This window comes from Sphingobium sp. CECT 9361, from assembly GCF_918741285.1.
GTDB lineage: Bacteria > Pseudomonadota > Alphaproteobacteria > Sphingomonadales > Sphingomonadaceae > Sphingobium.
Map to the genome: position 1 here is coordinate 41166 of NZ_CAKKNC010000019.1, position 24781 is coordinate 65946.

A 24781-nucleotide genomic window follows, 5' to 3' on the forward strand; every position below is an offset into this window, starting at 1 on the left:
GAGCGCGCCGATCATTGGACGATCACCTTTTTGCCAGTGCCGATCAGGCGTGAACACTCTTCCCGAATGCCGGCGAGGGCGGAATCGAGCTGTTCTTCGGTCTCGACCCCTCCAGAGAAATAGCCGCCCAGTCTCACCGTCGCGACACGATCGCCGTCGACGATGCGGTGCAGCTCCGCGATGGCGTCTTGCAGACGAGCCTCGCAGGCATCCAGCTCCGAACGGAGCTGAGGAATCGGCACCCGCTCTTGGTCCCGCGTCTTTCCGCGCTCCAAGGGTGACGCAAGCCTCTGCTGCTGATCCTGGTCGATGCCGTCCCAGCCAGGAGTATGTGCCAGTCGGTCCAGCGCTTGTGTGTACGCCGCAATCCGAACTGCCAACGCTTCGTCAAATCGACGCTCGTACTCGGCGTCGATCGCCGACGCGTTTTGCTCGATCGTTGGCAGCTCCCGGTAGAAGGTCTCGCGTGCCAAGAGATCTTCAAGCTCCGCCGCCTTGGCTCGGAGATCATCGCTCACATCAGACTCACCGCGCAGGAAGGGCCAAGCCGTCTTTAGCGCCTCTCGCGCCCGATCAAGGTCCCGCAAGCGAGGCTCCGAGAGTGCTTGTTCAATTTCGGTCGCGCGTTTGATGGCGTCCTTGATGGAGCGATGCGACGCATTGAACGTGGCGATCGCGTTGTCCTCTGAACCGCGCAGGACGGCCTTCATCTGACCGATGGCCCCCTCGATGACCGTAGCGCCGGGAAGGCGAGATGCGATGAGCTGGCCGTGCGCTGAGGCAACCGGGTCCTCATGTCGCGCGATCTCCTTGCGAAGCTCGGACACGATGGCGCCGGCATTGAGCTCGCGGACTTCGCTTCCAAACGTGTCCCGGAAGGCCTCCGATGCCTTCACAAGTTCCTCGAACTCAATGCCCTTTTTCGGCCGGAACGAGGCCTGACGGAAGAAATTGTTGTTCGAGAAAGTGTCGCGGGCTTCGATCCCTGTCGCGGAGTCGATCGTCTGGCCTTTGCTGGTCGCCTGAATCTTTCCCGCACGCAGCAAAGAGAGCACAAGCAGCCGGACAACTTCGAAGTCCCAACCGAAGGGCTCTTTCGCCAGTTCGTCCGCGAGGAATCGGCCGCTCGCGGTATCCCCGTAATTGGCGCGCTCCTCGATCCGTGACAGCACCTCGGCCAAGGCGCCACTTTCAGCACGGAAAACGGTCTTCCCCTTTTCGTCGCGCAAGAGCCCGAGCGTGCTGAACACCGACGGAAGACCTTGGAGGTTCTCCGCAGTAAACAGCGCATCGACGCCCTTCTTCAAGTCGGCAGGCTTGGCGGCGGCTTCCTTGAAGCGATCGAATACCTCCGGGAGCACATCGCTCAGGATGTCAGCCGCGCTCTTGCCCATGTCGACGGCCCGATCGTCGGGGCTCCGGTCATTGCCGCGGAAACTGACACCGCCTGCCAGGCAGGCGGCCTTTATGAGCCGGCGGAGTTCGTCCTGGTGGCGTCTCTGCCGGATTTTCTCTTCGCCGATGAGCGCGGTTTCGTCCGCCGTTTTGGCTTCGCGTTCCTTCCTGGCCAGCATCTCCCTGGAGCGGAAGAGCTCGACTGTCTCTCGGTCTATCGCGTCGTTGAGCGCGACAGCCCAAAACACGCTCTTGCGTTCCTGTTGGCTGCGGGCGCGCAGTTCCGTCGCGAGTGTCTGGAAGGATGCGCCAACTTCCGCGAGTTGGACGTGGAACGTCAAGTCGCCATCGACGACCTCTCGACCATGGATGGAGAGGCCAGCTTTGAACGTCTTGGTGTCAAAGAGCGTGTGGGTCGGCTGCGGCTGCCAGAAAGCGGTCAGCACCTCGGAGTAGATTCGATGTGCATCGCCCGGCTTGGGGCTGATGCCGTTGCGAATGCGCTCCCAGTCGTCTTCCGCCGGCGTCGGGATCCGATATCCGTCGTCGCCGAGGCGAACCTTGTTGGCAGCCTCGAGCTGACGCAGCGCGTCCTTCACTGCGGCGAGCTGGGAATCCCCGGCGACACCGGGATGCAGCGCTGCCGCGATGTTTTCCGCCGTGCGGTGAACGCTCTTTACGTATTGCAGCAGGCAAATCACCTTGGCGACCGGCTGCGCGAGCGGATGTTCAAGTTCCTTGGATATGGCGGAGATCTTCGCCCGGACCTCAGAGCCGATGTTGCCCTCGACGAGGTCGTAGACCTGATCGAGCCTGGCTACGAAGCCGATTGGCTGGTCTGCAAGATTGACGGCCGGGTTGATGAGCAGCTGCTGGGCCAGCTTGATGATGGTGCGGTTTGCGCCGCCCACGTGCTTGCTCGCGCCGCCCTGTGTCCGAAGCCCCGAGACGACCTGGATGATCAGATCAATCTGATAAGGCAGCAGCGGATAGAGATCGATGAAACTGTCACGCGCGAGCTCGGGCAGCTTGATATCGGCGGTGAGACGCGTGTGTTCCGTGAACCTTCCGCGATGCTGGTCAAATAGCTCTCCCAACGTCTTCTGCGCAGGGGCATTCTTCGACAGGACCCGTCGGCTGGTGACCTCGGAGATATCCGACGGCTCCAAATGAACCTGCAGAGGGAAGCGATCCATGAGGCGTGCAAGCTCGATCTTCTTGTCGTCGAGGCCACTGACAAGCTCGCCGAGCTTCTCTTGCGAGGTGACGACGATCCAGTGTTTGCCGCGGCCTTTGACGCCGAGGCTCTGAACGACGGCCTGCAAGTCGAGCATCTTTTGTACGTCACGAGCGACGAATTGGCCGACTTCGTCGATGACGAACATGAGCGCCTGGCCAGGTCGCCGGCGCTTCATCAATTCATTCGCCCGTTCCGCCAACTTACCCGGTGAGATATCCGCCTTGTTCTTGACCGCCTTCACCCAGGAATCGGCCATCGGGTATGTCTCTGGATCAAGGCTGTGTAGAACCCGGCTGGCCTCGCTGAGGGCGAAAGCAACTTTGCCTTTTTCGTATGACCATTCCTTCTTGAAGAGGCGCCCGTATTCGGCCTCAAACCCTTCAAGCTGCCCCTTCTCTTCAAGGGCGATTTCCAGCTCGGAGAGGTCGAGATCTTTTGCGTAGCCGAGGCTTTGTAGGAAAAGCCCATACATGATCTCGGTGAGAGACTGGTTCCCGCTTCTTATGCCTCGGTCGGTCGAGACGTCGAAGATGACTGCATGTGTTGGAATTTGCTCGTTTATCGCCTTCAGAAGCACCTGAAGCTTGTTGTCACCGGCTCGTTGGGCGAACCGATCCCCGGCGGGGATTCCCGCCACGTCACGGTTTTCAATCGATAGACCCAGCATCTTTGCAAAGCTGGACTTGCCCGAGCCAAAGAATCCGGACACCCATATCGCAATACCCTCGTGCGGCTTGTTTGGCGTCTCTCGGAACGCGTCAAAAATACTGGTGTAGTGAGACCGAATAGCATCGGTCACCACGTGTTGAGTTGCACTGAGAAGTGACCCGGGATTTTCATTGAGAAGTGACCCGGGTGGGCGTGGATGATGTGCTGCCTGCGACGAGCAGGGTCAAGCGGGTGATTTGTCCTTTCTGGATTTTGGGGCGGCGGAACTGGCTCTGAAGCGGAAGCTGTCATTGCCGGTTTCAAGGATATGGCAATGATGCGTGAGGCGATCCAGCAGGGCGGTGGTCATTTTGGCATCGCCAAAGATACTGGACCACTCGCTGAAGCTCAGGTTGGTGGTGATAACAACGCTGGTCCGCTCATAGAGTTTGCTGAGCAGATGGAACAGCATGGCCCCGCCTGAAGGGCTGAAGGGTAGATATCCCAGCTCATCAAGGATGACGAGGTCGAGGCGCAACAGACGCTCGGCCAACTGGCCCGCTCTGTTTGCGGCCTTTTCCTGCTCCAACGCATTGACCAGATCGACGGTGGAGAAGAAGCGGATCTTTTTGCGGTGATGCTCAACCGCCTGGACGCCCAAAGCCGTCGCGATGTGGCTTTTGCCGGTGCCTGGTCCGCCGATCAGTACGACGTTGTCGGCGCTATCCATAAAGTCACCACGGTGAAGTTGACGCACGAGCGCCTCGTTGACCTCACTGACGGCAAAGTCGAAGCCTGCCAGATCCTTGTAGGCCGGGAACCGGGCTGCCTTGATCTGGTAAGCAATGGACCTGACCTCCCGCTCGGACATCTCCGCCTTGAGAAGCTGTGAGAGGATCGGAACGGCAGCATCAAAGGCTGGCGCGCCCTGCTCGATCAGATCACCAGCGGCTTGCGCCATGCCATACATTTTGAGGCCACGTAGCATGACAACCACAGCGGCGCTGGCCGGATCATGACGCATGGCGTAACGCCCTCAGCGTGTCGTAGCGTTCGACATCGGCAACAGGCTCCTGGGCGAGGCGCAGGGCCTGCGGGGCATCGATTGGGGATGCCGGTGGAGCCTTGCCATCGATCAGGCGGTGCAGAACATTGAGGATGTGGGTTTTGGTCGGCACCCCAGCTTCGAGGGCCAGTTCGACGGCGCTGAGCACAGCCTGTTCGTTATGCTGTAGAACAAGGGCGAGGATTTCGACCATCTCCCTGTCACCACCGAGCCGCTTGAGCAGATGCCCCTGCAGTTGCCGGAAGGCTTCGGGCATTTCGAGGAATGGCGCCCCATTGCGCAAAGCGCCAGGCTTGCGCTGAACAACTGCCAGATAGTGCCGCCAGTCATAGATCGTCTGCCCCGGCTTCTGGTGAGAACGGTCGATAATCCGGTTGTGCTCGCACAAGATTTGCCCCTCGGCCGCGATGACCAACCGATCAGGATAGACCCGCAGGCTCACTGGCCGGTTCGCAAAGGATGCAGGAACGCTATAGCGATTGCGCTCGAACGCGATCAGGCAGGTCGGCGACACGCGCTTGGTATGTTCGACAAAGCCATCGAAGGCCCGCCCCATCGGCATCAGGCTGATAATCTCAACGGCGTGCACATCGGCAACTGTGCCGGGGAGGACGCCATGCTGGATTTCTCCCCATTGTGCGATGCACCGCTCTTCCAACCAGGCATTGAGGGCATCAAGATCTGGGAAGTTGGGCATTGGCTGCCATAACCGTCGACGCGCATCCTGAACGTTTTTCTCGACCTGACCTTTCTCCCAGCCTGAGGCCGGATTGCAAAAATCCGTTTCGAACAGGTAGTGGCTGGCCATGGCAGCGAACCGCGCATTGACCTGTCGGACTTTGCCCTGGCCGATCCGGTCTACAGCCGTCTTCATATTGTCGAATATTCCACGCTGAGGCACGCCGCCCAGCACCCGGAAGGCCTGCGTCAGTGCGTCGAACAACATCTCGTGCGTTTGCAGCAGATAGGCTCGCGTGATGAACGCCCGACTGTGGGAGAGCTTGGTATGGGCCACCTGCAGCTTGGTAGGCCGGCCATTCAGAAGGGCGTAATCTTCACTCCAATCGAACTGAAAGGCCTCACCGGGCTGGAAGATCAGCGGTACGAATGTGCCGCGCCCACTGGTTTGCTTTTCATATTGGCGTTCGGTCTTCCACGAGCGGGCGAAGGCGGCAACACGGCTGTATGATCCCTCGTAGCCCAGCTTAACCAGATCTGCATGTAGCTGCTTGGCTGTTCGCTTCTGTTTGCGCGACTTGCCAGATTCCACCCGCAGCCACGTCGTCAGTTTTTCTGCAAACTGATCAAGCTTGCTCGGCCGTTTGGGAACCTTGAACGTCGGCTCCACCGCGTCATCGCGCAGATATTTGCGGATCGTGTTGCGCGATAATCCAGTCCGCCGCCGGATCTCGCGAATGGGGATGCCTTGCCGAAAATGCCAGCGGCGGATCACACTGAGTAGGTCCATGTCGATCACTCCGATGCCTCCTGACTGTCAGCCAGGGGCGAGGAAAACATGGGTCAATTCTCAGTGAAAACTTATAACCCTCCCGGGTCACTTCTCAGTGCAACTCAACAACCACGTACTCGTTGATCTCGTCGCGCAGAATATCGTCGCTGGTCTGGTCGACCTTGATGACTTCTTCAATCCGACGATGGATGTCGTTCGCAAAGAGACTTTTGATCGGTTCGTTGGCCATCACTGCAATCCCGTCAAAAGATTTTCGGGCGATAGTTATGCTCGGCAGCGAGCACGCCCATGAATCGGAGCCCAGCAGCGCCGTCCAGATCGCCTGGGTAGAACAAGACCGTTGGCACGGTGACCCGTCCCTTCAGCTGCTCCAGCAACGAGAATGTGCGGTAGACAGGGAACAAGGCGCCCGTCCGCATGATGAAGACGACGTCGCGGAGCGGGTCGGGATCGTCAGGCATCCGCGCAGCCACCAGGTCAACCAAGGGCGCGTATTCCGAAAGGACCGAATGCACGGTCTCGACGATCGTGTCCGTGCCCTGCTCGCGTTCCGCTGCGAACCAATCATCGAGTGGTCTTTGAGATTGCATTGCCTCATCCAGGCACTGCGCCAACGATATGCGGCTTACGCGCTTTCCCTTCTGCTTGAGCCGGGTCTCAAGCAGGGTGATTTGTTTGCGTAACTCGAATTCCTCGTCGGGTTCGTAGCGGCAGAGCGCGTAAGGCATATCGTGGTAAGCGCTTATGCGCTCACGCGGGTCAGCCAGCTCAAGTATGGGTTCGAGGCTCGTCTTGATCCGGTGTATGAGATCGCTCATGCCACCATCCTTTCCGCATACTCGCAGGCATTGGCGCAGGGCAGCGTGAGTTGGATGATGCTGCCGGCGATCTGGTAGTCCACCTTCCGATACTGATGAAGGCGAAGGAGCTCCCGCTCTACATCCGAGGGCAACATCAGGAACATCCGCCAGTCTTCCGAGCCGAGAACTTTGCGTGGGCTTTGCGTCTGCTCCCGAAGCGCATAGATGAAATAGAGGAAGCTCCGCTCAGGGAGGTGGTAGCCAGAAAATTCTTTGACAACACTCCCGCGGAGCAGCCCAAAATCGACCGCTATTTTGAGCAGAGCGGCGGCAACGCGATTCAGCGTGGTCTCGCTCCAGACGTGTTCAATCTTGCCACCTCGAAGCCGGACACTGCGGATATGTTCGTAGAGATCTTCGGGGCGGACGCGATAGGCGCCCGATGTATAAGTCGGGAAGAGCCAGTTCACGAGGAAATCTCGAAGCAAAAATTCGTCCCGCGTCATGTGCCACAGAAGAATTGGCTTCCATTCTTCAATGGGGCAGCCGCTTCGGGCCAATAGGACAAGCGCGCGATCGCGATCATTTGGGTCGAACCGCCGATTCAGCACAAAGATAAAATCTCGCAGCCGAGCAGCGGTGCGAACGCCAATGAAATTTTCGCGCCTCAGGCGTTCGAGATTCTCCTTTTTTGACAACCCAAAATCCCATGCGGCAAAGACCGCATACGTCTCGTCGATCATTGCTCCCTTGATGAGGGTGAACGACGAAGCAATGTGGGATCGGGCCGGCGGTTTCATGCGTTGTCCAGACGCGCGTATGGGACGGCCAGTGCGCCTGGCTCCCCACGCGCGAATCCGAGCGCAAGCGATGCGACGTTCTGATTTGTGCTGGTGAACGGCCCAGGCAAAGGCACTGCGCGGCCTTCTGCCGAGCGCCTTAATCGCGAGAACAACTCGGACTCTTCGTCTGTGATTAAGTTGAATGACTGGATCGCTGTCTTCAGCTCAGTTTCTTTCAACGTCTCCAGTTCCAGAAAAAATGGCTTCCATTCGTCTGCGTTGTCGAGCCACCGTTCCCAATGCGCCTCGAATTCTTCCTCTACTGCTTCGGGAAGTTGCCAGAGGGTGACACTATGTGGCGGATTGAAGACTTCACGGCAGCGAAATGCTGCGACCGCGAATACGGAGCGAGCCTGCGCAAAATAATGGGTGCGGGGAAACCCTCGCCGAATCGTGGCAGCCCCAAGGCGCCCTAGCTGGCCGCGGGTATTCCACCATCTGGCGAGATCCATCTCACCAATTCGGGCGACGACCAATCGCAATTTCAACAGTCGATCAAAATCGATCTCTGCATTCATATTTCTTCAACCACCCTCAATGCGACCCGCGCGAGCAAGACATTTGAACCGTCTCCTGAGAAAGAAGGGTCTGGCTCAAGCACGTTTGGACCATTTCAGCTCTTTCCCTCTTTGCGGGAATTCGCCTTCTTTTCTTCGATCCAACGATCGATGTCAGCGCGCTGAAAACGCCACTGCCCGCCCACCTTGAAGGCAGGGAGTTCATTTTTCTGAGCCATTGTATAGACGGTCTTCTCGGCGACCTTCAGCAATAGGGCCATCTCTGGGAGGGTCAGAATCTCATCCGTCATTGACCGCTCCGAGGTGTAAAAGACGACAATCATTGCCAGCCTTCGCCAAAGATAGCCAACGATTTTTTAGGCTTGCGAACGAGCGGTCAGCAACCCTCATGGGGAGTTAGAGGAAAGCCTAAGCTCACCTCCCTTACGAAACGGTGGCGGCTCCCAGGAGATGTGCGATGATCCGCAAAATCTACGGCTCAGCCGGCGGTTGGAGCGCGTCGGCGGCGCCATGACGCCCAGTCAGCAGCCGCCTATCTTACTGCCCAACGCCAATCAGGCGGCAGTCGCTTCGGCAGAGGACCGCTGCTGCTCGACGGCCTCCGACACAATACGGCGGATCTCCGCCATGAACTCAGCGGAGACATCGGTCATGACAGCATTTGGTATCGGGGCCGCATCCTCGTAGATGTCGCGGATCTCTTGAGCCCGCTCGAACGTGGAGCCTTTGCCCGAAAGCTCGAAGGCAGAGCGCCATGTTTCGATCTGCTCCTGCACGAGCCTGCGGGCTGCGAGAGAGTGGAAGCGAGTGTGGACGACCTGCCGCACGAGGTCGAGCGCGGCCTCAGCCTCAGCCTCCTCCGGGATGAGTGGCTCCCAGCTTGCAGGGTTGGACAGGAAGCGCGAGACTTCCTCTGTCAGGCGTGCGACAAGCTCCGCCACAGGACGCAGGTTGTCATACTCATCACTCAACTCTCCTGCGATGCGCCGGTTGAGCGCTTTGATCCTGGTCCAGTGCTCCTTCGACACGGAGTCGTGGGACGCCAAGCCGAGACGGGCGAGCCACGGCCGCTGAAAGGCGCGTGTCGCCGCCTGAACGGCCAGCGGGAGGCCGTCGTAGTGGTAGATTGGGTGCGCGGCAGGTGCGGCAGGCGGTTCGACGGCCCGCTCGCAATGCTCGATCAACCGACGCAATTCGCCCTGGAAGCCCTTTAAATCCTTGCTCCGTCGGTCGAGCCCGCCCAGCATGAAGCAACGCTTAGCGATCGTCTGCTCCATAGCGCGGACGATTGAGGCGCCGCCGAGGGCGTCGCGCAGGTTGCTGAGGCCGTTCGTCACCGACGCCATCACGTGGGCCTTCTTGGACTGGAAGTCAGGCAGGTTTGCTCCCTTCACACTGTCGAAGTGAGTAAACGCGATTGCGAGCTTCTGCTGGTGGCCGCTGGTCGCCAGCGAACGGAGGACCGACAGTGGTGCCGCCTGCATCGGCTGCTGGGCATTGTCCACCAGCAAGACAACGTCGACGTCGCTGAACCGCCGCGTGATCTGGGTTGTCACACTAGAGGAAGACTCCGGCGTGTGGCCAAGGCCCTGACCATCCAGCAGCACGAGCTTGGGCTTGTCTTCGATGAACGTCGGGTAAAGCGGCCCCCGCACACGTATCCCGTTCACCAGAGGCGTAAGCAGCCGGCCGAACTGCGGAGCGTAATTGCTAGCGAACCACCGAACGGCGCGGATGAAAGCGTCCCGATTGTCGCTCGTCATCGTCCAATGCTCCGGCCATCCCGCTCGATTCCGCGTTAGCTCGCCCTCAACGAGAAACTCGAAACGGGACCGCACGTCTGCAAGCACATCCTGGACGATGTTCCCGAACTCCTCAACCTCCCAGAGCTCGCCCTCGAACAGCTCTTGGGCGGAGTCGCGGTCGGCTCCGGTGAGCTGATCGATGTTCTCAGAAAGGTCCGCCGAAACCTTCGCTACAACGATGGCATGCAGGTCGCGCAAACGCTTGACGTACAAGCGAAGGCGCTCAGCGTTTGCTGCGCGTTCGTCCACCGGAACATCGTCCTCCGCGACGTCCATGGCCACGTCCTCAATGGGATCGTCGAAGCTGAAATCGTCTTCGACGACGGAGATGGGCGCAGCGCTGGAGAAGCTGCCGAGCGTGTACCCAAGTCGAAAGCGCTGGTCGCGATGGTTCAGAAGCCTGTCTGCAATGTCCGCATCCCTCTTCTTCTCGAACACCGCCACACACGAGTCGGCGACGCATTCTTCGATGTTGGCCAGCACTTCATGTTCCGATGAGAACGTCACGACGGCATCGAAGTTACCTTCATCGAGAACGATCTCGATGCCGGAGACCGTCGTCTTGGCGGTGGATGTCGACGGGAAGCGGTCCTTCTCGTGATCCGAACCAATGAGGTGGCGTAGCAGCGTCGTCTTGCCTGCGCCGGTAGTGCCGACGAAAAGGACGCGCGCATAGCCAGCCTCGCGATCAGGAAGCGCAATGTGAGCCTGCCGGGCGGCCCATGGATCTGGCTGACCGGCCTGCAGCTCGTCGAAGAAGGCCATGACTACGCTTGGCGCGAAGCGGCGCTCGGCCTCAGCACGGCGAGTGGCATTCCACCATGACTGATCGCTAAGGATTGAGTTCAACTGCTCTACGAGACCGTCCGCTTCGTCGGCGTCAACCGTCCCAAGACCTCGGCGCATCTTTAAGCCTGGACGCCCCCGGGAGTCCTTGCGGAGTGGGTGGCGGAAGCTGACGACCCATCCAGGCCTTCCCTGGGCACGCGACTTCGACGCGGTGTAGATTTTTGACATTGTTGTTCCCCGTTGTTCCAAATGTCGTCTGACATGCAACTTAGCGCTCGTCAAGCCATCCGGAACAACGTGGTACAACGTCGTGGGCCTTCATCGGTGATGGGGAACTGGCGCGAGCGCATCGCGGTCGCTCGCGAGCACTTCCTCAAGCGACCCGCATGCCTGAAGTCGTCCTACTGACCTCTTGAGCGATCTTCTTGCTGCTATAGGACTGGATCGAAGCAATATGGCGATCGATCTTCGGATAGCCGAAATCAAGGAAGCGGAATGTCAGATGTGATGAAGGTGGGCAAAGAGCTTGATTCGTGCAAGCTGCGTTTGCTGATTGACACTAGCGTCTGGCTCGATGTTGCAAAGGACTATCGGCAACGTCCGACGCTCAGCGCGCTCGAGGAGTTGGTCAAGGCGGACGTCATCCATTTCATCGTCCCGCGGCAAGTTATCGACGAGTTCGCCCGCAACAAAGAGCGGATCATCAAGGAGAGCGGGCAGAGCCTCGCCAGCACGTTCCGTCGGGTGAAGGACGCTCTAAAGCAGTTCGGGCGCGATGACGGCCGGGACGAGATCCTGCAGCAACTCAGCGACGTCGATCACCGCATCGCCATCCTCGGAGAGGCCGTGAACGACGCCATCGGCAGGATCGAGGCGCTGTTCGCTGGAGCTGAGATCATAGAGACGGACGACACGACCATGCTGGCGGCTGCGCAGCGGGCGGTCGATAAGCGGGCTCCGTTCCACAAGCCGAAGAACAGCATGGGCGACGCGATCCTGATCGAGCTGTACGCCCGAGCGTTGGCCGAGGACGAAAGCGGCGGTAGGGACGTGTTCGCGTTCGTGACGCACAACAAGCACGACTTCAGCGCGGCCATTGGGGACGAGCGTCGGCCGCACCCTGACCTGGCCGACCTGTTTACCGGTGATCGGTCGATCTATTCGCTCAATCTGAACGCGCTGCTGAACGAGCAGGCGCCGGAGTGGCTGGATGAGCTTCAAGCCGAGTTCGAGTACGAGGAAGAGCCGCGTCGCCTCTCCGAGATCGTGGAGGCGCTGGATCTGCTGTGGCGGCAGATCTGGTACAACCGGCACTGCAACTTGCGCATCGCGATCGAGGACGGCAGGCACAAAGTCGTACCTGGAGCCGAGTATTCGCGCGCGCCCTACAAGGCAGGGGAGAACCTCGACACCGTGTGGGAGCAGGCGCTCGCGGCCGCCCAACGAACGGAGAAGGAGGTCGGCCTCGGCAAGCTGGGTCCATGGACCGATTTCGAGTGGGGAAGGCTGCGCATTCGGCTACTCGGACACGTGGGTTTGGTTCGATACCTCAACGGCGCGTGTCCTGGCGCCCTACCAGGGAAAATCCGGCTCGATACGAAAACCGCGCCGGAAGCCGACCATCGGGATCCTACGTCGCTGGCGCGAACGCCCGGAAGATTGATTGGAGCAACTGATGCATTTCGGGGAAGCGCTTTCGGAGGCGCCGCGGGCTGTCGCCGCTCTGCAGAAGTTCCAAGAATTTGGTCGCGACCGCGTCCTTCCGGTCCAACTCGCCTTGGTAGCGCTCGGCGCGCGCATTCCATTGTGACCAGCGAACCGGGCTCAGTGCCCGGTCGGCGATCACCAATGCCTCTTTGCCCAGGAACAGTTCAATCGAGCAGGCGGAGCCATTGACATCCATCGGCCGTAACCCCTCGGGCCCAATTGTCGGATAACGACGGGCAAACGGTATGTCCGGCAATGTCATCAAGCGGATGTTGCGGGGAAATTGTACCCGGGACAGTGACATCATGGCCTCGTGGCCTGCTGCGTCGTTGTCGAACACGGCGAGGATGCGAATCTGTTGTTTCACGCCGGCAAACGCCTTTACCATACGCGCCAGCGGTGAAGCGCCGCCCTCGATTTTAAACCCTTCGAAATCGACGAAGTCGTAGATGTCGCAAAACTCTGGGTAGAGGGCTGCGAGCGCGGCTGCTAGAAGCTTCGAGTCCGACTTGCCCTCGGTCAGGATCAGGATCTTCCCGATCGGACCGTCCTCTTCACGGTCGTCGGAGTAACGCTTGGCGAGATTGGTCGTGAGTGAGACGCTGGCGTCGAACTCGCCCTCGTAGAGGTCGGTCAAGTCCATCCAAACAGCTTGCGGCTGAAGCGCGTCAATCTGGATCGCCAAGCAGGCAAATGGGTCGCTGATCTCATAGCGCAACATGCCCGAGGGTCCGAGCAACGCGTCGATCGATCGGGTACTCGCTGATCGAAAATAGTCTTCTTGCCAGCTGTCATAGGTCCATGAGCGACAGGCGGCCAACTCCTCTGTGAGGCCATGCTCCTCATAGGTCAGTGCCATTCGCTCGATGCTCTCAAGGTGTTCCCGGTAGCCGTGCTCCCACAGCTTCCGGCAGAGCTGGGCGGTATAACCCTGGATCTCGAGCCGCTTTCGCACGTTGGCGGCCGGCGCATAGAGATACCAGAAGTCCGGCCTTACCTCGTCGTACAGCGGGTCCATATGCCGACGAACGACGGCGTGGACGGTGCGGCGCGGACGATGCTGCAGATCGAACTCGCTAAACAGCAGTTCACAGCAGTATAGCGCGGCGATCTGGATGAGAGGCTGGCGTCAATCAGGATGAGAACTGATTGTCGCGGCGTTCATGTGGTGCCTTTTTTGATTGACGCTGGCAAGCGCTATTCAGGGGTTTGATTGTCGCTGTGCGACAGTTCTCCACTGGACTTGATTGTCGCAAAGGTCGGTGGTCTGCCTGCACGAGATTGACGCTGGAGAGCCGAGCGCCGACGATAGCTTTCGACGTTCATTTCGAAGATGGTCGCGTGATGAACGAGGCGGTCGACGGCGGCGAGTGTCATGGCGGGATCTGGGAAGACCCGGTTCCATTCACCGAAGGGCTGGTTTGCGGTGATGAGCGTGGATCGTCGTTCATATCGTGCGCTGATCAACTCGAACAGGACAGAGGTTTCGGCCTGATCCTTGGTCACATATGCAAGATCATCGAGGACCAGCAGATGATATTTGTCGAGCTTGGCGATCGCAGCCTCGAGCGCCAGTTCGCGACGGGCGACCTGAAGTTTCTGAACCAGATCAGAGGTACGGGCGAACAGGACCCGCCAGCCATTTTCGATCAGCGCCAGGCCAATTGCGGCTGCCAGATGGGTTTTTCCTCCGCCCGGCGGACCGAAGAGGATGAGGTTGGCCCCTTTCTCGAGCCAGCCATCGCCGGAGCACAGAGCCGTGACCTGGGCGCGCGAGATCATCGGCACCGCGTCGAAGGCGAAGCTGTCGAGGGTCTTGCCCGGTGGCAGGCGGGCTTCGCCCAGATGCCTTTCGATCCTGCGGCGGTCCCGTTCGGCGATCTCATGCTCGGCGAGCGCCGCGAGCAGACGGGCGCCCGGCCAGCCTTCCTTGTCGGCTCGGGTGGTGAAGTCGGACCAGACCAGTTTGATCGCCGGCAGGCGTAAATCGTTCAGGATGAGGCTGAGCCGCTGGGCATCGATAGTGGGTGCGTTCCGGCTCATGCGGCTTCTCCCGCCATGAGAACATCGTATGTGGCAAGCGGGACCAGTTCCACAACAACGTGGGGAAGCGCGGCCGGATCAGGCGCAAAGCGTGTACGTAGAGCAGCCATGTCAGGCAGGCGGTCGGCGGCCATGTCGGTCGTTAGCAGTTCGGCAAGTTCGGCCTCACAGGCCCTCTCATGGGCCATGGCCAACAACTCGACCATATGCCGGCAAGCGACCCGTTCGGGCAAGGCGGCAATGAGCCGTTCGAAGATCTGCCGATAGGCTTCACGCGGGAACAGCTGATTGCGATATACCAGCTTCAGGAGCGCCATCGGTTTGCGCCGCAGGCTATGTATGATGTGTCGGTAATCGACCACATGGCCATGGGCACCGTTGTTGAAGGACCGTCCCCGCGGCAACGTCATCAAGTGCGTGCCGCCAATAAAGAGATCGAGCCGGTCGTCATAAAGCCGAACACGCAGCCGGTGTCCGATCAGTCGCGAAGGCACGGTGTAGAACACCTTGCGAAGGGTGAAGCTGCTGGTCGATGTGACCGTGACGATCGTCTCCTCATAATCGCTGGTGCGAGCCCCAGGCAGTGGCTGCAATGCCGCACGCTCGGCATCGATGCGGGGGCCGTTACGCCGGTTTTTGCGGCTGACAACCTCGTCGATGAAGTGCCGGTAGCTCGCCAGATCGTCAAAATCGCGTGATCCGCGCATTAACAGCGCGTCCTTTATCGCAGCTTTCAAATGCCCGTGCGGACTCTCGATCCCGCCATTCTCATGGGCAATGCCGCGGTTATTGCGTGTGGGCGTCATGCCATAATGTTCGCACAGAGCGTCATAGCGCAGCGTCAGATCCCGCCGGGAATCGGCATCCAGGTTGCGGAACGCGGCCGACAGGCTGTCGCTGCGATGCTCGACCGGGGCACCGCCAACGGCCCACAATGCGTTTTGCAGCCCCTCGGCGAGGGCAACGTAGCTCTCGCCGCCCAGAATGACATGGGCATGCTCAAAGCCCGACCACATCAGCCGGAAATGGTAAAGGCGATGTTCGAGCGGCACGCCAGCGACCGTTACATCCTCATCCGTCATCTCGGTGAAGTCTGAAAGGCCGAGCCGACCCGGCTCATGCACCTGGCGGAAGATTACTTCCTGTTCAGGGCCATGGATGGCCCGCCACGCTCGGACACGCCGTTCCAATGTCCGCCGGATGCCCGCATCGAGGTCGGGATGCCGACGCCGCATCTCCTCGAAAATGGCAACCGTCCGAACGCCAGGCGCTGCCTGGAGCAAGGGCACGACTTCTTCTTCAAATATGCCCGCCAGGGGATCGGGGCGCCGCCGCTCCCGCTGCGCCTGCCGCTGAGATGGAAGTCGAGGATCTCCCTCGATGCGGTATGCGGTCGCTGTGCTGATACCGGCTTTGGCGGCCGCGATCGACGCGGCATGGGTCTGTCGGAGCTTCATATAGAGCCTCATCTGATGATCGTTGACGTGGCGGCCCGGCATCTGTGACATCCCTTCTCGCGAAGTTATGCCCCAGCGTACCTGACCGGCCGCTACCATCAGAAACGCCCTCCAGAAGGGCGCTATCGGGGTCTGCTGATCCGGCTCCGGGCTACGCCCTACACCGGATCAGCAGACCCCGATTCTCATCTTGATTGACGCTGCTCTCTCATCCTGATTGTCGCGCAGCACAGCAGCTTTCCCACATATACCCGAGGTCGCCGACGACGACATCGTCGACATATACATCGCGCTCATCAGCCACGCAAAATACCAGAGCCCCCTGCTAATCGTGCACCACCGTGCACCGCATTTCATCGCACCATGGTAGCAGCGCTGCCACCGAGTGCACTCGTCATCTTGTGAATTGAGATGGATTGAGGCGGAGGTGACGCCCATCGGGCTAAACGTCCGCTCAAATGCTGAGCTGAAATCAGATCTGAGGCCCGTGACCTTATCGGCCGGCTTCACCGATCAAGTTCCATATTCCAGTGAATTGCTATCCAAGGTCCGGTCAACCGGCGTCCAAAACCAGCTGTGCAGCGGCAGCCGAATGCACATTCCACTAATTCAGTGAACTCGACAATCGGTCGCGCGGGGGATGCGCCGTCATGTCCGATAATGTTTCTTATCGGACATGACTGGCGCTCGACCGGGAAGGGTGGCACAAGCGCAATATTGGCATATCCCGATGGCGACACCGACCTTGCACGACCCGAATCCCGATCATTACGACGCCGGCGAACGACCCGCATCGAACCTGCCCGTGGTCGTGCCGTCCGAGCCGAGCCTGCCCGACATCCTCGATCGGAAGATCGAGCGCGCCACCGCCTACGCGAAGGCCGCGAGATCGGCCGCGACCCGCAAAGCCTATGCCTCCGACTGGGTGATCTTCGCGCAATGGTGCGCGGAGTTGGCGCTGACGCCGCTGCCGGCATCGCCCGGCCAGGTCGCGACCTTCGCGGCGGACCAGGCCGATGCCGGTCTCAACCCCTCGACGATCGTGCGGCGCGTGGCCGCCATAGGTCACTACCACCGCGCGAGCGGCTATCCCGCGCCGACCGCCCAGCCCGACGCCGGCGGACTCGCCGAGGTCATGGCAGGCATCCGCGCGGAGAAGGGCACGCGAAAGGTCAAGAAGCGGCCGGCGGACGCCGCTGCTCTGCGCAACATGCTGGCCGAGGTGCAAGGCGACGGCTTACGCGCGGTCCGCGACCGGGCGCTGCTCGCGATCGGCATGGCGGCCGCGCTTCGGCGCTCCGAGCTCGTCGCCCTCGAGTTGGGCCATGTCGGCCTCGTTCCCAAGGGTCTCGAGATCCTGATCGCCCGGTCCAAGACCGATCAGGACCGCGAAGGCGCGACCATCGCCATTCCGGAAGGAACGAGGATCCGGCCGAAGGCTTTGCTGCTCGAATGGATGGCCGCGGCCGGCCATACGAGCGGTCCGCTCTTCAGGCGGCTCACGCGCAGCGACCAGCTCACCGACGACCCTATGTCGGACAAGGCCGTCGCGCGTCTCGTCAAGCGCTATGCGGCGGCGGCGGGATATGACCCCGGCGAGTTCTCGGGTCATTCGCTACGATCAGGCTTCCTGACCGAGGGCGCCGGCCAGGGCGCGACGATCTTCAAGCTGCAGGAAGTCAGCCGGCACAAGACCGTGCAGATCCTGTCCGAATATGTCCGCGACGCCGATCGCTTCAACAACCACGCCGGAGAGCGCTTCCTGTGATCCTCGCCTTCACCGACCTTCTCATCAAAGCAGGTTGCGAACCTGCCCAGGTCCGCCTCCTACGCCACCAGACCAAGGCTCCGAGCGGACGGACGCCCTATGCCTTGTGGCGCGATCGCCTGCCGGCGTTCGAAGAGTACCAGTGTGTGCAGACCAGCGCGAACCGCCCGAACCTCGCCGCTCCGCTTTGGGCGAGCTTCGTAGTGCCGCCCAGCGGCACGACCCTCTTCGCGGGGCTCTATTCGGCCGAGCGCGTGAGCATGGTCGACAGCAGCTGGATCGATCCGCTTTTCGATCGACCCGGCACCGACCTCACCAAGGACAGCCTCGATCGCTACGAAACCTTCCTGACCGACAGGCTGGCCGATTACATCGGCCGCCTGTCGATCGGATGGGGCGCGGGGACGAGAAGTTGGGTGCAGCGTGCCGACCGCCAGAACAAGGAAATCGTCGAACTCACCCGCGTGTTCAGGGAAGAGGCGTTTCCGGGCTACACGCATTTCATAGCACTCGTCTCCGAGGTGGAGACGATGCCGGTGGGCTGGATCGCCGCCCTGCGCGCAGCCCGCGGGATCTACCTCCTCTCTTCTCTGAAGACGCGGGAGCAATATGTGGGCTCAGCGACCGGCGAGGGCGGATTCCATGCCCGCTGGCTCAACTATGCGGCCGATGGCCACGGCGGCAACATCGGGCTCAAGAGCAGCGATCCGAGCGACTATCAGGTGAGCATCCTCGAGGTCAGCGGATCCGCGCTAAGCGCCGCTGAGATCATCGCCGTCGAGCAGCTGTGGAAGCGCAAGCTGCAGAGCCGCGAGATGGGCCTCAACCGAAACTGATATCGGTTTGACCGGAAGGCACTGCAGTGATCACGAAAATGGCGCGCTTGCTCTCATCCCAGGGGATTCGTCCAGCGCATCAAGTCGATCCGTCATCGACAGCAGCCTCATAGCAGCGGCCGCGACCGCTTCGGAGATCGACGGATAGGTTTCCGCTGAGCTCAGCGATACGCCGCCGGCAAAACTGACCGTCGCCTGATCTCCATTGCCCTTTGGCGTCGCAGAAAGCGTGACATGGGACATCCGATTAGCCCTCCGGCCTATAACATCCCGAGCCTATATAACACGACAAGCCGCGACTGACGCCTTTCCAATACTAATAGTTGTTCAAATCATCGTACTTGGCGCCGAGGACGACCGTTGCGTAATTCTCCAATAGACATTGCCGGTTCGGATTGGCTTCCTCCACTCACCTTAACTGCATCGCGGCTACCCGTTCCATTGCTGGCGCGAAAGCGACGGAAAAGTCCGGATCCAGCGTCAGCACTTTCCGCAGCCCTTGGTCACATTGTTAGTAAAATGCCTGCGGAGCTCCGCTCAGCTGCGGGCGTAGAGCGCGATCGCCAAAGACATCACAAATAGCGAGAGCCAAATCAGGATTTGCCCGAAAATGTGAAGAACAAGGCCAACCCAAGAGTATCGGCGTTTCAACACCACACCGCTGCCGACGGCCGTGAAGAACGCGATCACTGCTGGCATCGAGATCGACGGCGGCCGCTTAATGATCGTCTCGAAGATCGGCATTAGGCCGATCGCCATAACCAACATCCAGGAGAACCCGAACACCAGCGTGTCGGCCAGGTTCAAATGCTCCAGCGTGTTCGGCCGCTGATCCTTCTCCCGGAAGCGCGCTGCCATCAGGAAATCTCCGCGCTCAACCAGCTTGTTAACAAACCTCGAACGTCGTATGTTTGAGACGTTCGGAGGTTGTTATGCTCGAGCTGGATAATGTCACCTACGCGATGACCCGCGATAATGCTGCCGGGCCCATCATCCAGATGGTCGACAATGGCCTTCCCCCGATGGATGTGCCCACCGACGGCAACGCCACGCGGGGCGGCCTGATCGGCTACGCGATTGCTTACAGCCTCGCGTTCGGAGTGGTCGCTTACTTCATCCTTGCCGTATAACACCGTGATCACTTCCTAAGTTCGGGATCGTTGAAGAACCCGCGGTTGTGGTCGCGGTGAACCTCCGATTGAACGTCCACGGATCCCTGCGCGCTGCTTGTGCGACTCGCCTGCGCTGCCGCCCTATCGCCCGCAAGCGACGTCCGTCCCGCTTCGATAATCTCCGCCGCTGCGTCCGAATTTCCGCCGCCCGGTCCCGCGGGGATCCCGCCAACGCCATGCGGACGATATGTGGCCCTCACATCAGCGGCGCTGCCAATTTCGGTACGATGCACGTCCACTAGATCGGGCGCGTCAATCCGGCCCTGGATCTCTTCACGAATGGTGTCACGCTTCTCCTGCATCCAACGGGAAATCATCTCCTGCCGCACCGACCGCTGATGATCCGTGAGGTCGGTCGCCCACAATTCGGGCGCGTCCAGACCGGGATTTGTGGCCTGCTGCTGCCGATACCACTGTGCGAGATCCTGGCTCAGATTTTCACTTAGCTGCATCCCGTGCGTTTCGGCGTAGCTGGCATCGCGGGAGAGTGACTGCGACAGTTCCTCGAGCTTCCGTGCCGTCTCCGAGTACGACCTGGCCCTTGCCAGCGCATCTTCGGTGCTGGCCGACGACGAAGACGATTGGGACGCACGGCTGAAAACGCCGTCACGCTCGTAAGTGCCATCCGACGAATTTGCGCTGCTACCACTGGCATGTTCGTCGCGAATCCCGCTTGAAGACATGCTAGAACTATCAGAGGATCGAACGTCCGACGTCCCGTGACGAAGCTGATCCTGCTGCTGGCCAGATTTACTTATCGATCCGCCAACACCAGGAAGTCTGCCGAGAACACTGCCAAGACGACCCTTCGCGCCGCCGCCGCCGGATCCCCCGAGCCCAGCGTTAAGGCTGCCGGAGACATTGTCGATTGTTCCAGCCGACCGATCATGGCCTTGTGATACGCTGAGGCTCTGGCCAGTAGACGACCGTTCCTCGAGACCCTGCGAGCTGCTTCCCGTCGTCCGGTCAAACTGATCAATTGACGTGTTGGCCGACCGGCCACTGCTCGAATCCCACCCCGACGAACGCTCGCTCGACGTTCCGAACGCACTGCGATTGGTATGCGTACTGGTGAGGACGTCGTTCGCCGCGTTCTCATAGGCCTGCGCCTGCCGGTGCGCCTCGCTGGCCATCTCCCGCCATTCCGCGACCGTGCCGGTATTCATCGTCGGCGTGAAGCCGAGCCGCGAAATCGCGCCGCTGGTATCGATGACGTCCTGCCCGTTCCCGAAGCCCGACACCACGGCACCGTTGTCCTGACGCCACCCAAAGCTCGGGCCGCCGCCCATGAAGCTGGGCGCTGTCGACCACTGATCGCTCTGCCGCATGTTCGACGTCGAATTGGCCCAGCTCACATTGCCGTAGGAGTAATTGCCCGTCGTCTGCTCCACAGCCGCCGCTTCGGCGGCATTCTGCGCCGGCGCCAGCATCGACATAGACTGCCCGGCTATCGACATCGCGCCGCGCGCGAGGCCCGCCGCCAAGAAGGGTACGCTCATGAGCATGAAGCCGGCGATCGTCGCCGTCTCGCCGTTGACCGCGCCAATGCCGGCATAGCTGCCGAGCGTCACACCACCCGATGCGACCCCGGCCGCGGCCGATTCCGCCCGCGTCATGCAGATCATGTGCAGGATAACATATAACGGTCCCCATGCGGCGAGATAGAAGAACCCCATCCCATAGCCCTTGAGCGAACTGACGCCGGTCTGCGGCATCAGGAACAGCGGGAATATGACCGGAAACATCGCAAAGAAGACGACCGTCAGCACGATGTTGAGGATCGGCACCCACGCCATCGCCTGTTGGGCGATCGAATTGTAGGTGTTGCGCGCCTGAATATCGGCGCGCGTCTGCGCGAAGGTGTCGATCGCGGCCGATCCGCTCCCGCCGGCCATGCTGTTGCGAGCCTGCATGAAGGCGTTGATCGCCGTGTTCTGCCGCATCGCCTCGGTGAAGTTGCTCCCCGACCCGGTGAAAGCCGCATTAACGATCGGCAGATCGTGCTTGAGCTTGTCGGCCGCCAGCGCGTTGCTCAGCTTCGGATAAAGCTCCTTGCCCCACAGCGGCGCATTCGCCTCGATCATCGGGGTCCACTGCGCGTCGAGCGCCTGATAGGCCTGTCTGCAGGTAATGATGAAACTTTGGACGGTCCCGTCTCCCTGCCGCTCGAGCCACTCCTGCGAGCGCGCCTCGGAGCCAGGTCCGATCGCAGCCCAAAGGTCCGTCGAGGTGGCAAGATTGGTCAGTGACTTCTGATAGAGCATCACGTCGCCGAACAGGCACTTCTTGAAATGCTCCTCGAGGTTCGTCGAAAACTCAGCGTCGCGGATCACGAAATTGCGCGTCGCATCGAAGAGGCGCGCGCCATAGACCATGCCGTTGGTCGTGTAGTTCAGCTCGTTCGGCATGACGAAGACCGTCTCCGCCGTTCGTGTGAGCCAATCTCCGACCTGGGTTGTGAAACTCGCCAGAACGCCCAGCCCAAGCGGGACATTGTCGACCGTCGCGGGCGCCAGCGAAGGGTTGATCCGGTCGGTCACCTTGACGCTGATCGTCGGAACCATGAGGCAGAGGTAGATGGCGGTCGCTTGGAGAAACCAGTTCATCCAGGCGCGGAAGTTGAGGGTGAAGGCAACGACAAGCAGCGAGTAGATGAGGCCCATCACCATCACGACGCGGAGGAGGGAACGGTAGCCCCCTCCCCCCGACCATGCAGCTACGGCATTGAAGGTGTTGACGAGATACTCGCCGCCGCCAACTGTGAAGACCTCCAGCATAGCCGTTGCTCCCGTGCCCTTACATCAGGCCCTGTGCGTTGAGACCGCGAGAAAAATTGAGCGCGGACGACATCCCGGGCGTCATTGAGTTTTGAAGTGTGGACTCGAGCATGATGCTGCGGTTGATGATCTGCATCGTCACCTGCAGCTTATTGTTCAGCTTCACATCGCGCTGGGCGAACTTGGCCCGGCTCGCGGCGATCTGCTGTTTCCACTGCGTCGCGGTTTCCTGATCGAAGGTCTGGTAGTGGACCTTCGCCTGCTCGACGCGGTCAAGCATATTGTCGAGCATCGCAGCCAGAAGGTCGACCGCGACGATCTCCGAGAGCGTCTGAATCTCACCGTCGGTCAGCGCATAATGGGCATAGGCCTGCACCGCGAGGATCTTGTAGATAGGCACCGTCGCGAGGTTGAGAAGCTGCTTTTCGGCCGCATCGAGCGCTGTATCCGTCCGGATCTTGTCGCTCATGGACTTGATCATGGTGCTGATACGGGGCCGAAGCGCCGAGGACGCCGGCACCGTGAGGGTCTGTTCGCCCACATCGTAGCAATTCTCGTCGTTGCACTTGAGCATCTTGACCGCGGGCGCATCGGCCGTGCCATCGAGCAATGCCGTCACCACAGCCTCTTCAGCCGGCCCAAACATGACGACCTTGCCGCCTACGCTGGGGTCGGTCGACGGCGTGGTCACGACCGTGCCGACCAGCGTCATGATATATTCGGAGAAGGACTGGTCGAACGCGCCAAATTTGGCCGACTTCTTCAGCGCCTCCCAGGTATAGTTGTGGGGTTCGCCCACAAGTTGATCCTTCATGGACGCATCGGTGTTGCCGGCGATCGTGCTGTCACGGTGGTTGCCGTTGTTGCAGCCTTGGCGCGATGCCGCCCAGTCGGAGAACACACCCTGACTGTTGCCAACCGCTTCGCAGATCGTGGAGCGCGTCGTTTCCATCTGTGGCCAGATGCCACCCACGAGCGCCTGCGCCGTTTCGCAGCTCGAGATGTTCATCTGGTTGAGGAGCTGCGCCTTCTGGCTGAACTCATCCATGACCTTGCCGATCTCGGGCGACACGGAATCGATCGCCAGCTTGAAGGCGAACCCCAGCGCATTGTTGGCCGTCGCCTTCAGCATCGCGACGATTTCCGAGGCGTTGATGAACGAGAAGCTGCCGCTGAACAGGTCGATGCCGCCGCACCCGGCGCGCGCGCTCGGAAGCTGCAGGTTGAAGGGCGACACGCTTTTCTGCGGGAAGCGCGTCCAGACGTTGCCGAGCGAATAGTAGCCCGCCGACTGACCCTGGAACGCAGTTGGCCCGGTCACATTTGCAGCGCCGCCGGCGTCGTTGAAGAACCCGTTCATTTCCGACGCGACGTCGGCATGCGCGACACCGACCAGCGCGAAATGCGACGCTGCCACCAGGCTCAAGCACCCTGCTGCTTGCCGGAGAAATTTGCGGCCTCTGCCGCTTCTGCGATCCTGTTCCATCAATAGTCGCTCCCAACCTTGGTGTTGGTCAACATGAAGATCCGATCCATGATCTCATCAGCGCTCAGCACGCCGTACCCTACCGGGATCGTCCGCTTGGTCTGGGTATCGAACAGCACCAGCGCCGGCGTCTGGTTACCCGGCACGCCCATTCGCGCCCGCTGACCGGAGTCGACCACATAGTTGGGGAATTCGCGGTTCGGACCACCGTCCATCGAGACCGCCATCACCGCCATGCGATGACTGTCGGCGACCGATCTGAGGATCGGAGCAAACAGCTCGCACGCGCCGCAACTCTGCGCATAGAAATAGAAGAGGCCGTAGCGCTGGCTGAGGTTCGTCAGGACGGCATCGCGATCAGCCTTGCGGTTGTCGAGCCAGGCACGCTTGCCGATCGTCGAGACCGGCCGCTGCAGCGTGTAGTCGAGATCCGGGTTCTGCCAAAGCGCGCGCTGCCAAGTGTCTGAGAAGGTCGAGGCGCGATCGAGCTGCTCGCGCTGGAAACGGACATAGGCGATCACGTTCTCCTCGGACGGCTCCAATATGGCGCGGGCCTTCAGTTCGTCGAGTTGCTTGGTAATCGCCGCCATCCGCTCGGCCGCGACCAGCCCGGCGCGTTCCAACTCGCCCAGGATGATCGCCGGGGCCTGCCGGGCCTGTTCCTTCGCCGCCGGCGGCTTCGGCTTGGCACAATAGAACCATTGGCCGAGCTTGCGCTCGCCACAATAGAAATCATCCCCACTCCCACCACGTTCGAGGGAGTCGCTGGATGCGGAAGCATCCTGGGCCTGAAGCGGTGCCGCCGGCCCGATCGGCGACAAAGCCAGGAGCAGCATCGACAGCTTAGCGAGTTTGGACATCGCTTGTCGTCCTTTCGTCGGTTGCGTCCGCGGCGATGGATCTGGGCGCGGAATGGGTGGGGCGATCGCTGGCCGGAGATGGTCCTTTCCAGATCGCGTAG

General features: G+C 60.6%; 20 protein-coding genes and 1 pseudogene. 4 read left to right on the plus strand and 17 right to left on the minus strand.

Features of this window, described 5'->3' with window-relative positions; translation table 11 throughout:
* Positions 1 to 11 precede the first annotated feature (11 nt).
* The 9 genes from brxC to LQ220_RS20030 all read right to left on the minus strand — a co-directional run bounded on the left by brxC (position 12) and on the right by LQ220_RS20030 (position 10550).
* Positions 12 to 3437, minus strand: coding sequence for a BREX system P-loop protein BrxC (gene brxC / locus LQ220_RS19990; RefSeq protein WP_230189894.1), 3426 nt, complete (start codon positions 3435 to 3437; stop codon positions 12 to 14).
* 90 nt (positions 3438 to 3527) lie between these two features.
* Positions 3528 to 4307 (minus strand): IS21-like element ISRsp3 family helper ATPase IstB, encoded by a 780-nt coding sequence (istB, locus tag LQ220_RS19995; protein WP_006955904.1) that lies wholly within the window; start codon positions 4305 to 4307, stop codon positions 3528 to 3530.
* Positions 4297 to 5817, minus strand: a complete 1521-nt coding sequence (gene istA, locus LQ220_RS20000; RefSeq protein ID WP_032490240.1) for an IS21-like element ISRsp3 family transposase — start codon at positions 5815 to 5817, stop codon at positions 4297 to 4299. Before istA (LQ220_RS20000) ends, istB (LQ220_RS19995) begins: the two co-directional genes overlap by 11 nt.
* Before the next feature lie 94 nt (positions 5818 to 5911).
* The gene (locus tag LQ220_RS20005; RefSeq protein ID WP_230189895.1) at positions 5912 to 6049 is read right to left on the minus strand and encodes a hypothetical protein; all 138 of its coding nucleotides are present in this window, start codon (positions 6047 to 6049) and stop codon (positions 5912 to 5914) included.
* A gap of 13 nt (positions 6050 to 6062) precedes the next feature.
* Positions 6063 to 6638, minus strand: a complete 576-nt coding sequence (locus tag LQ220_RS20010) for a BREX protein BrxB domain-containing protein (RefSeq protein ID WP_230189896.1) — start codon at positions 6636 to 6638, stop codon at positions 6063 to 6065.
* Positions 6635 to 7420, minus strand: coding sequence for a BrxA family protein (locus LQ220_RS20015; protein WP_230189897.1), 786 nt, complete (start codon positions 7418 to 7420; stop codon positions 6635 to 6637). Before LQ220_RS20015 ends, LQ220_RS20010 begins: the two co-directional genes overlap by 4 nt.
* On the minus strand, positions 7417 to 7980 hold the full coding sequence (locus LQ220_RS20020) for a BrxE family protein (RefSeq protein ID WP_230189898.1): 564 nt from the start codon (positions 7978 to 7980) through the stop codon (positions 7417 to 7419). The genes LQ220_RS20015 and LQ220_RS20020 overlap by 4 nt, the downstream gene beginning before the upstream one ends.
* 95 nt (positions 7981 to 8075) lie before the next feature.
* The gene (locus LQ220_RS20025; protein ID WP_230189899.1) at positions 8076 to 8270 is read right to left on the minus strand and encodes a helix-turn-helix domain-containing protein; all 195 of its coding nucleotides are present in this window, start codon (positions 8268 to 8270) and stop codon (positions 8076 to 8078) included.
* Between the two features lie 264 nt (positions 8271 to 8534).
* Positions 8535 to 10550 (minus strand): hypothetical protein, encoded by a 2016-nt coding sequence (locus tag LQ220_RS20030; RefSeq protein WP_230189900.1) that lies wholly within the window; start codon positions 10548 to 10550, stop codon positions 8535 to 8537.
* A 531-nt stretch (positions 10551 to 11081) separates the two neighbouring features.
* Here LQ220_RS20030 and LQ220_RS20035 point away from each other — a divergent pair.
* Complete coding sequence (locus LQ220_RS20035; RefSeq protein ID WP_230189926.1) at positions 11082 to 12470, plus strand: PIN domain-containing protein; 1389 nt, start codon at positions 11082 to 11084, stop codon at positions 12468 to 12470.
* 562 nt (positions 12471 to 13032) lie between these two features.
* On the opposite strand, the pseudogene LQ220_RS20040 reads toward LQ220_RS20035, so the two are convergent.
* From LQ220_RS20040 to istA (LQ220_RS20050), 3 genes and pseudogenes are all read right to left on the minus strand, one after another.
* Positions 13033 to 13398: pseudogene (locus tag LQ220_RS20040) on the minus strand (HEPN/Toprim-associated domain-containing protein); the annotation flags it as partial.
* 80 nt (positions 13399 to 13478) lie between these two features.
* Positions 13479 to 14324 (minus strand): IS21-like element helper ATPase IstB, encoded by an 846-nt coding sequence (gene istB, locus LQ220_RS20045; protein WP_230189901.1) that lies wholly within the window; start codon positions 14322 to 14324, stop codon positions 13479 to 13481.
* Positions 14321 to 15823 (minus strand): IS21 family transposase, encoded by a 1503-nt coding sequence (gene istA / locus LQ220_RS20050; protein ID WP_230189902.1) that lies wholly within the window; start codon positions 15821 to 15823, stop codon positions 14321 to 14323. Before istA (LQ220_RS20050) ends, istB (LQ220_RS20045) begins: the two co-directional genes overlap by 4 nt.
* Before the next feature lie 688 nt (positions 15824 to 16511).
* On the opposite strand from istA (LQ220_RS20050), the gene LQ220_RS20055 reads away from it, so the two are divergent.
* Positions 16512 to 17549: a tyrosine-type recombinase/integrase gene (locus tag LQ220_RS20055; protein WP_230189903.1), complete on the plus strand. Its 1038-nt coding sequence runs from the start codon at positions 16512 to 16514 to the stop codon at positions 17547 to 17549.
* Positions 17546 to 18385, plus strand: a complete 840-nt coding sequence (locus tag LQ220_RS20060) for a GIY-YIG nuclease family protein (RefSeq protein ID WP_230189904.1) — start codon at positions 17546 to 17548, stop codon at positions 18383 to 18385. The genes LQ220_RS20055 and LQ220_RS20060 overlap by 4 nt, the downstream gene beginning before the upstream one ends.
* Positions 18386 to 18415: 30 nt before the next feature.
* Here the strand turns inward: LQ220_RS20060 and LQ220_RS20065 are convergent, their stop codons facing one another.
* Both LQ220_RS20065 and LQ220_RS20070 read right to left on the minus strand, forming a co-directional pair.
* The gene (locus LQ220_RS20065) at positions 18416 to 18628 is read right to left on the minus strand and encodes a hypothetical protein (protein ID WP_230189905.1); all 213 of its coding nucleotides are present in this window, start codon (positions 18626 to 18628) and stop codon (positions 18416 to 18418) included.
* A 294-nt stretch (positions 18629 to 18922) separates the two neighbouring features.
* The gene (locus LQ220_RS20070) at positions 18923 to 19243 is read right to left on the minus strand and encodes a hypothetical protein (RefSeq protein WP_230189906.1); all 321 of its coding nucleotides are present in this window, start codon (positions 19241 to 19243) and stop codon (positions 18923 to 18925) included.
* Between the two features lie 74 nt (positions 19244 to 19317).
* On the opposite strand from LQ220_RS20070, the gene LQ220_RS20075 reads away from it, so the two are divergent.
* Positions 19318 to 19515, plus strand: coding sequence for a hypothetical protein (locus tag LQ220_RS20075; RefSeq protein ID WP_230189907.1), 198 nt, complete (start codon positions 19318 to 19320; stop codon positions 19513 to 19515).
* 8 nt (positions 19516 to 19523) lie between these two features.
* On the opposite strand, the gene LQ220_RS20080 is transcribed toward LQ220_RS20075, so the two are convergent.
* The 3 genes from LQ220_RS20080 to LQ220_RS20090 form a co-directional block, all read right to left on the minus strand.
* Positions 19524 to 22334, minus strand: a complete 2811-nt coding sequence (locus LQ220_RS20080) for a conjugal transfer protein TraG N-terminal domain-containing protein (RefSeq protein WP_230189908.1) — start codon at positions 22332 to 22334, stop codon at positions 19524 to 19526.
* A gap of 19 nt (positions 22335 to 22353) precedes the next feature.
* Positions 22354 to 23754 (minus strand): conjugal transfer protein TraH, encoded by a 1401-nt coding sequence (locus LQ220_RS20085; protein ID WP_230189927.1) that lies wholly within the window; start codon positions 23752 to 23754, stop codon positions 22354 to 22356.
* Positions 23755 to 23819: 65 nt separating this feature from the next.
* Positions 23820 to 24680 carry a conjugal transfer protein TraF gene (locus tag LQ220_RS20090; RefSeq protein ID WP_230189909.1) on the minus strand — a complete coding sequence of 287 codons (861 nt, stop codon included), beginning with the start codon at positions 24678 to 24680 and terminating at the stop codon, positions 23820 to 23822.
* Positions 24681 to 24781: the final 101 nt, after the last annotated feature.

What these genes read in the sequence shown, in the direction of transcription:
- istB (WP_006955904.1), bottom strand. Translation starts at nt 4,307, where the DNA reads ATGCGTCATGATCCGGCCAGCGCCGCTGTGGTTGTCATGCTACGTGGC.
- istA (WP_032490240.1), bottom strand. Translation starts at nt 5,817, where the DNA reads ATGGACCTACTCAGTGTGATCCGCCGCTGGCATTTTCGGCAAGGCATC.
- LQ220_RS20005 (WP_230189895.1), bottom strand. Translation starts at nt 6,049, where the DNA reads ATGGCCAACGAACCGATCAAAAGTCTCTTTGCGAACGACATCCATCGT.
- LQ220_RS20010 (WP_230189896.1), bottom strand. Translation starts at nt 6,638, where the DNA reads ATGAGCGATCTCATACACCGGATCAAGACGAGCCTCGAACCCATACTT.
- LQ220_RS20015 (WP_230189897.1), bottom strand. Translation starts at nt 7,420, where the DNA reads ATGAAACCGCCGGCCCGATCCCACATTGCTTCGTCGTTCACCCTCATC.
- LQ220_RS20020 (WP_230189898.1), bottom strand. Translation starts at nt 7,980, where the DNA reads ATGAATGCAGAGATCGATTTTGATCGACTGTTGAAATTGCGATTGGTC.
- LQ220_RS20025 (WP_230189899.1), bottom strand. Translation starts at nt 8,270, where the DNA reads ATGACGGATGAGATTCTGACCCTCCCAGAGATGGCCCTATTGCTGAAG.
- LQ220_RS20030 (WP_230189900.1), bottom strand. Translation starts at nt 10,550, where the DNA reads ATGGCCTTCTTCGACGAGCTGCAGGCCGGTCAGCCAGATCCATGGGCC.
- LQ220_RS20035 (WP_230189926.1), top strand. Translation starts at nt 11,082, where the DNA reads ATGAAGGTGGGCAAAGAGCTTGATTCGTGCAAGCTGCGTTTGCTGATT.
- istB (WP_230189901.1), bottom strand. Translation starts at nt 14,324, where the DNA reads ATGAGCCGGAACGCACCCACTATCGATGCCCAGCGGCTCAGCCTCATC.
- istA (WP_230189902.1), bottom strand. Translation starts at nt 15,823, where the DNA reads ATGCCGGGCCGCCACGTCAACGATCATCAGATGAGGCTCTATATGAAG.
- LQ220_RS20055 (WP_230189903.1), top strand. Translation starts at nt 16,512, where the DNA reads ATGGCGACACCGACCTTGCACGACCCGAATCCCGATCATTACGACGCC.
- LQ220_RS20065 (WP_230189905.1), bottom strand. Translation starts at nt 18,628, where the DNA reads ATGTCCCATGTCACGCTTTCTGCGACGCCAAAGGGCAATGGAGATCAG.
- LQ220_RS20070 (WP_230189906.1), bottom strand. Translation starts at nt 19,243, where the DNA reads ATGGCAGCGCGCTTCCGGGAGAAGGATCAGCGGCCGAACACGCTGGAG.
- LQ220_RS20075 (WP_230189907.1), top strand. Translation starts at nt 19,318, where the DNA reads ATGCTCGAGCTGGATAATGTCACCTACGCGATGACCCGCGATAATGCT.
- LQ220_RS20080 (WP_230189908.1), bottom strand. Translation starts at nt 22,334, where the DNA reads ATGCTGGAGGTCTTCACAGTTGGCGGCGGCGAGTATCTCGTCAACACC.
- LQ220_RS20090 (WP_230189909.1), bottom strand. Translation starts at nt 24,680, where the DNA reads ATGTCCAAACTCGCTAAGCTGTCGATGCTGCTCCTGGCTTTGTCGCCG.